We start from the raw sequence: 6,551 nt of genomic DNA, 5'->3' as shown, positions 1-6,551 counted from the left end.
CCTTCGCGCCCTCGCGTCGCTTGTCCTTCAGCTTGAAGGACGGCTGAAAGAAGTTGGTGTGCAGCCGAGATGCAGCATACAAACGTTCAAGCACGCGCGTCGTCTCGACACCATCGAAGCGACCGTATCCCACGAGTCGCCGGACGACCGCGCCGTTCTTCTGCTCGACGAAAGCCTGATCGTTCTTCTTGTAGGCGCGCGAACGTGTCACCTCGATCTTTTGCGCGCGGCACCAGGGCACGACGACGTCGTTCATGAACGCGCTGTCGTTGTCAAAATCGGCGCCGCGAATGAGCCAGGGAAACAGGTTCTGTGCGCGCTCCATGGCCCGCACGACGAGCCCGCCCTCCCGCGTCACTAGCGGCACGCACTCGGTCCAACCAGTGGCGACATCGACCATCGTCAATGTCTGAATGAACGAGCCAGCTACAGATGTGCCGCCATGAGCCACCATGTCCACCTCGCAGAACCCCGGCGGCGGATCGTGCCAGTCGTTGAACGTCCGGATCGGCACTTCACGGCGGACCGCCGAATAAAACCCGACCCGCCGGCGCTTACCGCCGGCCGCGGCCGTCTTGGTCTCGACCAGCAGGCGATCAATCGTGGCTGCGCTGACGCCGAGCACCAACGCCCGATCCGCCTGGTCGAGCTTGAGCCGGCCATGCCGCTCCAGCGAAGGCAGCAACGTCGGAATCATTACCTTCAGCCGCTTGCCGCAGATCCGATCCGAGGCCTCCCACAAGGCCACCAGCGCATCCCTGATAGGGGCGCCATAGGTCGGCCTTCGCTGCCGCCTGGCCTCCGGAGAAATTGCGACATGGCTGGCAAGCGCCCGAACCGCGTGCTTGCGATGCCAGCCGGTCACCGCGCAAAGCTCGTCGAGTATGCGCCCCTTATCTGCCCGCCGTGCTGATCGATAGCGCTCTACCACCGCCGCCGTGAGCTCGCGCCGCGCACCCATGCTGATCCGTCCTGCCATCGGCGACACCGATCCGATTCGGTGTCGCCGCCCCAATCCTGACGGTCAGTTCTCCGGTAACATCCTTGGTGAGGCAATGCGCACCTGCTGAAGGCGGGCTGATAGATCCTCGGCAGTACGACTCAAGCGTACCCCCTGCGTAAGACGGTCTGATAGATTCTTGGTAATACGAAGCAGCAGAATGATGCGATCACCTTCTCTCATAGCGTCACCAGGCAATGTAGAGTGGCAGCAGCAGAGAGTAAATGAGCAGCCGCGGATCTGTTCCGGCGGTGTTTTGCGCGCGGCGGGACGACAGAAAAGGGGCTCACTAGAGTGAAGCGACCGGCAGGGCGACAAGCACCAAACGATTTTCAGCGGTCCGCCCGTATCCCAGGACAGATGGACGTGCCGCACGGCCGTACAATCGACGCTGTAGCCGCAAGACGCACCAGATCATTTCGTCCTGGTGGACTTTCCAGCGAAAAGAACGTGGTGGGATATTCTACGAGACAGCGCTGTTCAGAAAGTGTAACCCATGTGTCCGGTACGTTTTGTCACCTATGTCTCGGGCCGCTCAAATACTTGCGCCAAAACACTTGCGCCAAAACTCAGACGACGAACATACGCGATGATATCATCAGCGATATGGTCGAGGTCACCTTAGCCGGCCGCATCCGTCTCAATGCGACAGCCCAGAGCGTCGGCCGGTTTGCGCGCGCAGCTGTCGGATGGCCCATAACAAGTTCGGCCGGGCCTCGCTGGACCTGCCAGCCTTCCAGGAAGCCGAGACGCCGCTGATTGAGCCTGTCAGTCGTGATTGTGGCGTGAGTTAATCACCCATGGACAGAATCTCACCGGTTTGTGTGGGGAGTTTCGGCGCGTTTGGGCCATTAATCAGCTATTGACCCCAGCAGGGATCCTCCCATGGAGTTGCCTGCACGAGATTTGTTGGCGGGCGTCTTTCTTGTCGGCGCTCTGGTTGGCTATGCCGTCAGAGCTTTTATGTCCGCCAGGCGTCGGACTCGAGCCCGCAAGCGGCGACATGATTTCAATTAACTCACACCCATGACGCCCCGTAGCCTCCTCGGGTGAGGATCGATCCAGCAAAAGTGATGGGGGGCCCAGTGGAGTTTAGTGATAGATTTATGACAGCAGGCCTGACCTACCCATTTACCGTTTGGAAATGCTTCTCTTTCCCCCGAATTGGACCACAACGAACGAGGCAGAAGAGCCTCGTCGATTGGAGCGAGTAGCCCGCGAACAAGCTGCGCTGTGCCTCCTCGACGAGTCGCGCAACGCCATGCTCGAGATCGCCGGCAACTACGCGAGAGCCGCGGCGGTTTCCCAGACGTCTTCCCCCCTCCTCGCGGGCGTGTTCGCCTGGTGGTGGAAGTTGGTGTGTGGGTAAGAGCGCCCCTTTGAGGAGCGCCTTCGCGCGTCCAGGGCAGCGTCATATGTCCTCACGCGTTTGCACGCTAGCGGCGGCGCAGTCGCTTCCTGAGACGCTACCGATAATGGTAACGGGGAAGGTGCTGCGACCGGAGCTGCGCGCGCGAGGATAGATTCTCTTCGGCAAATTCGACACGATAGGCAAATGCAAAAAACCGCTTCTCACGCCGCGGGCCTGCACCGCGCCTCCCTCAACAAGCTCCACGATTTGGACGCGGCGCTGGAGCTCATGTACTATGGTTGGCGCGGGATGACGCTCTCGGCCGACCAGTATCTTGCCACGCTCGGCCTGTCACGCCCGCACCATCGCATTCTCTATGTCGTCGCACGGCGGCCCGACATCTCGATCGGCTCGCTGATCGAGGTCCTCGGCATTTCCAAGCAAGCTTTGAACCGGCCGCTCGGCCTGTTGGTCGAGCGCAAGCTCCTGACATCGAAGCGGTCGCCCGAGCAGCATCGATCCAAATTGCTGCGCCTGACGCAGGCGGGGCAACGCATCGAACAACGAGCATCGGGCTACGAGCGGAAGGTCCTGCGCGAGGCATTTGATCGTGCTGGGCCGTCCGGCGCAGCCGCGTGGATGGCCGTTATGGAAGCCATCGCCGACAACAACTGACTGCGCTCTCAGGTCAACCTGATTGACGTCAGGGTCGCGCCGTGCCACTCTTCAGCAGTTGCACTTGAGGAGGGCGGAAGCATGAGCGGACGGACAATGGACCGGGCGGCCGCCGGGCGCTTTGTCGAGGCGCGGTGCGCCAACTGGTGCAAGGTTGATATCGATGCCGTCGTCTCGCACTTGGCCGACAACGCCGAGATGCGCAGCCCCCTGGCGCTCAAACTGACGGATTCTCCCGTGGTCGTTGGCGCCCAGAACATTCGCGCCTACTGGCGCAAGGCTTATGGAGGCATCGAAAACGCAGACCTGAAAATCCTGGACTGGAGCTGGGACGAAACGACCGCGCGCCTAACGGTGTGGTGGCAACTGGGCGACACGCGCGCCAGCGAGTTCATGGACTTCGATGATGCCGGCCGTGTGGTGCGCAGCGAAGCCTTCTACGGAAAGTAGCCCATGCGATTCTCGGATTTCGTCCTGCTCCTCAACGCACTCTGGTTCGGCGGCGCATTCATCCAGTTCAGCATTGCCCAGCGCAATACGCTGAAGATCCTGGTGCCCCGGGAAGAGCGCGGCAATCCGATTGCACCGACCTTGTCCGCCAGCGTGGCATTTCTGGGCGGGATCAATCTGCCAATCGGTCTCTTGTCGCTTTATCTTCTCGTCCGGCCGCCCTTCTTTCAGGCGATTGACGCGCAGCTTGCGCTGTTCCTGTTCTTCGCCGCGTGCCACTTCAGCCAGTTCGCCTATAACCTCCCGGTCCTGATGCGCGGGGGTCGCGTCGGGGTGGCATACTGGCCCGTATTGAAGGGCCCGATGCTCAGGATTTTCGTCATCGATGCGACGCTGTTCGTGGCAAATCTTGCCGCGGTTTTGCTGCTGGCGTCGCGTTCCTGATGCTCCGCCGTCGCGGCGGTGTCGCCTTCCCAGAGCGGCGATCGCGTTGATGAGCGTCTCCGCGCTTTCCGCCTCGCCTGCTCTGCTTTCTTTCCAAGAAGACTTTCATACTCGCTCACGTTTTCATTTCGCACGAAACTCGCTGGCGGCGATGCAAACCTGATCTCGTTTTCCTCCGCAGGGCGCCCAACTACACGAACCTATCCCTCCAGGAGGAAGTGAAATGAAATTCGTTGCAGTCGCCTTGACCACTTTGGCCATGCTCTCGCTGACCTTCGTGCCGGCGGATGCCGCCAAGCGTCATCACCGCGCGCACCACGCGAAAAATTTGGGTAATCCGAACGGCACAGCCGCCGGTCCCACCTCGCTGAGCGGCACCGGATCGTCGCAGTACGGAGGATCAAGCCCGGGTACCGCGGGCAAGAATTGATCCACGGAAAGTATCTCTCTGCTCAAGGCGCGGCGACGATGATGTGTGGATGTCCGGCGCTTGATCCGGACGCGCTGCATGCCTTCGCCGCCGCGGCCGAGCTCTCCGTGGATTGTGGCCTGATCTTGTCGCTCGCGTGGCGGACTGTGTCAGGCGCCGGACCGTTTGCATCGCACGAAACCATTTTCCACCAATGACGAAAACGTCCTGAAACAAAGTGCGAGCTATCTACGTTTCAAAAGGAAAACAGGGATGGCAAACATGCAGTTCATATTGGACCTGTTCTGGGAACAATCGTGCAGCACATATCTCGCCTCCCTGGCACAACAGGAGGTGCAGCAATGATCGAGACCTCTGCAGCAATCCTCGCGCTGGTGAGCGTGGGTATCTTCCTCGCGCACGCGCTCGACGCTTATCGGACCGGCTAGCGCGAACCTGATTTCGTCTGGATGCATTCCCGCTCTAGCAATCTTGAGCGGGCGATGTCTCACAGCGCTGCTGCCGTACCGTGATAGCCCTCGCCGAGCGCACCGGCCTAAATTCCAGCGCCTCCGGAAACGTTTGCCGCCTTGCGCGTTTTTGCAAGGAGCCAACATGGGAGGAGCGCGCATGCGGACCTCAACTATCGCAATGCTCATCGCCCTGGGAAGCGCGATCGCGCTGCCGGCAGCGGCGCAGCAGATGACACCCGGCAAGCAACAGATGCAGGACGACGCCAACAAGGGCGTCAAGACCCGCAACTCCGGCGAGTCAGGCTATGTGGCCGGCCAGGAGAAGCAGGGCGCGCGCGTTCCCGGTCAGTCTGATCAGAGCCAGACGACAGGATCCAGCAATGGAACCGGCAGCCAGGGTTCTGGATCGGGCGGAAGAAATCGATAGCGCGCAGCCAATCAGCGAGACCTCTGACACCACGGCGACTGCGCCAGGAGATGCGAATGAGGACCGCGGCAAAGCTCCTCGCGCAAAAGCAGCAATTGCTCGAGCGGCTGCAGGAGAATCCCGGGGCGAACGAACGCGCCGAGATCGAACGGCTGCTCGAGCAGATCGACACCGCGTTGAATCTGCTCGATGAAGCCGGCTCCAGCGGCTCCGGCGAAGAGCCCGACTGACGTGGGTCGGATGGCTGCCTACAAAATCGCCTTGCCGGAACCGTATCTCGGGGCTTTTCTCAGAAATGTGGGTCCTTGGGGCGACACCTAGGGTTTCACCTGGCCTCGTGCCATCCACCCGCAAGAGCCCCCGCCTTCCTCCCGGTCGGTGGGGGTTTTGTTTTTCATCAAGCGGATCGGCCCGAAGAAAAAGTATAAGATGGGCCCGTGAGGAATTGCCCAGCTCATTTCGAGGAAGCGCTATGGATAGTGATTTTGTCGGTTACCAGCATGCGATGCTTGTTCTCATGCGCCACATATTGGCCGAGCAAGCACTGCAGAGTGGCGAGGAGCCGATGCAGTGGCTCCGCAACTTCAAGAGCCGAGTGGTCCAGGACATCAAGGGAACGTCAGGTCCTTCGGAGCAGGACGAACTGGCTGTGATCCCGGTGTCTCTTGCCGTGATCGACGACGTTTTTGCCGATGTGATGTAGTTTGAGACCCAAGCGCTCGCGGCACGAGCGGTCACGCCTCGCCAAGCGCATTCATACGGGAGACGTTGAGGATTTCCGCCTCACCGCTGCCAACGCGGACAACGTCTCCCACCCTCCTGCCAAACAGCGCTCGCGCCAATGGTGAGGCGTGCGAGACGGTGCCGTGAGCAGGATCCGCCTCGTCCTCGCCGACGATCCGAAAGGTCTGTTGTCGACCGTCATCGCGGAGGATTGTAACGGCATGTCCGAACCGAACCTGGCCGTCGTCCTCGGGCTCTGCCACCACATTGGCGGAAGCGCGCCTCGCGCTCCAATAACGCAAGTCACGTGAGGCGCTCGCGATCGCCGAGCGGTCGCCCTCCGCCTGTGCCGCCACCAACGCTTCTTGCGCGGCCGCGACTGCGGCCTCGATCTGGGCAAGGCCTTCCCTGGTGACATCGTTTCGCGCGTCCGAAATCGGCCGATCGGGCAGATCGTCGAGCTTACCCTCGCCTTCCCTGACAAAAGCGCGGCTCATGTTGCTCTCATGCGCGTCGAGCCAACGCGTGGATCGCCCATCACTTCGCTCTTGCGTTCGGCGCCTTGGTCCTGCGGCCCTTCAAGATCATTCTCTTCTGGC

The 6,551-nt window shown here is 61.0% G+C and carries 9 protein-coding genes; 7 read left to right on the top strand and 2 right to left on the bottom strand.

Going from position 1 to position 6,551, the window contains the following annotated elements; translation table 11 throughout:
• On the bottom strand, nt 1-979 hold a 979-nt coding region (locus tag ACZIRK_RS29375; RefSeq protein ID WP_474418679.1), incomplete at its 3' end, for an integrase catalytic domain-containing protein.
• Nucleotides 980-2,555: 1,576 nt separating this feature from the next.
• Here ACZIRK_RS29375 and ACZIRK_RS29370 point away from each other — a divergent pair.
• The 7 genes from ACZIRK_RS29370 (at nt 2,556) to ACZIRK_RS29340 (ending at nt 5,932) form a co-directional block, all read left to right on the top strand.
• A complete protein-coding gene (locus ACZIRK_RS29370) occupies nt 2,556-3,026 on the top strand; it encodes a MarR family winged helix-turn-helix transcriptional regulator (RefSeq protein ID WP_474418678.1) in 471 nt (156 codons plus the stop codon).
• 81 nt (nt 3,027-3,107) lie between these two features.
• The gene (locus ACZIRK_RS29365) at nt 3,108-3,476 is read left to right on the top strand and encodes a Cif family virulence factor (protein ID WP_130226909.1); all 369 of its coding nucleotides are present in this window, start codon (nt 3,108-3,110) and stop codon (nt 3,474-3,476) included.
• A gap of 3 nt (nt 3,477-3,479) precedes the next feature.
• Nucleotides 3,480-3,920 carry a hypothetical protein gene (locus ACZIRK_RS29360; RefSeq protein ID WP_130226910.1) on the top strand — a complete coding sequence of 147 codons (441 nt, stop codon included), beginning with the start codon at nt 3,480-3,482 and terminating at the stop codon, nt 3,918-3,920.
• 223 nt (nt 3,921-4,143) lie between these two features.
• Nucleotides 4,144-4,350 carry a hypothetical protein gene (locus tag ACZIRK_RS29355; RefSeq protein WP_028165531.1) on the top strand — a complete coding sequence of 69 codons (207 nt, stop codon included), beginning with the start codon at nt 4,144-4,146 and terminating at the stop codon, nt 4,348-4,350.
• Between the two features lie 609 nt (nt 4,351-4,959).
• A complete protein-coding gene (locus ACZIRK_RS29350; protein WP_130226911.1) occupies nt 4,960-5,229 on the top strand; it encodes a hypothetical protein in 270 nt (89 codons plus the stop codon).
• A gap of 56 nt (nt 5,230-5,285) precedes the next feature.
• Nucleotides 5,286-5,459 (top strand): hypothetical protein, encoded by a 174-nt coding sequence (locus tag ACZIRK_RS29345; protein WP_165435289.1) that lies wholly within the window; start codon nt 5,286-5,288, stop codon nt 5,457-5,459.
• A 242-nt stretch (nt 5,460-5,701) separates the two neighbouring features.
• Nucleotides 5,702-5,932, top strand: coding sequence for a hypothetical protein (locus ACZIRK_RS29340; protein WP_028165532.1), 231 nt, complete (start codon nt 5,702-5,704; stop codon nt 5,930-5,932).
• A gap of 31 nt (nt 5,933-5,963) precedes the next feature.
• Here the strand turns inward: ACZIRK_RS29340 and greA are convergent, their stop codons facing one another.
• Nucleotides 5,964-6,449 carry a transcription elongation factor GreA gene (gene greA / locus ACZIRK_RS29335; protein WP_130226912.1) on the bottom strand — a complete coding sequence of 162 codons (486 nt, stop codon included), beginning with the start codon at nt 6,447-6,449 and terminating at the stop codon, nt 5,964-5,966.
• Nucleotides 6,450-6,551: the final 102 nt, after the last annotated feature.

The organism is Bradyrhizobium sp. Leo114 (assembly GCF_055229415.2).
Note: the sequence above shows the minus strand (reverse complement) of the source record. Positions and strands in the feature narration are given on the sequence as shown.

Excerpts from the sequence above, each read along its gene's own strand:
- ACZIRK_RS29370 (WP_474418678.1), top strand. The coding sequence starts at position 2,556 with ATGCAAAAAACCGCTTCTCACGCCGCGGGCCTGCACCGCGCCTCCCTC.
- ACZIRK_RS29365 (WP_130226909.1), top strand. The coding sequence starts at position 3,108 with ATGAGCGGACGGACAATGGACCGGGCGGCCGCCGGGCGCTTTGTCGAG.
- ACZIRK_RS29360 (WP_130226910.1), top strand. The coding sequence starts at position 3,480 with ATGCGATTCTCGGATTTCGTCCTGCTCCTCAACGCACTCTGGTTCGGC.
- ACZIRK_RS29355 (WP_028165531.1), top strand. The coding sequence starts at position 4,144 with ATGAAATTCGTTGCAGTCGCCTTGACCACTTTGGCCATGCTCTCGCTG.
- ACZIRK_RS29350 (WP_130226911.1), top strand. The coding sequence starts at position 4,960 with ATGCGGACCTCAACTATCGCAATGCTCATCGCCCTGGGAAGCGCGATC.
- ACZIRK_RS29345 (WP_165435289.1), top strand. The coding sequence starts at position 5,286 with ATGAGGACCGCGGCAAAGCTCCTCGCGCAAAAGCAGCAATTGCTCGAG.
- ACZIRK_RS29340 (WP_028165532.1), top strand. The coding sequence starts at position 5,702 with ATGGATAGTGATTTTGTCGGTTACCAGCATGCGATGCTTGTTCTCATG.
- greA (WP_130226912.1), bottom strand. The coding sequence starts at position 6,449 with ATGAGCCGCGCTTTTGTCAGGGAAGGCGAGGGTAAGCTCGACGATCTG.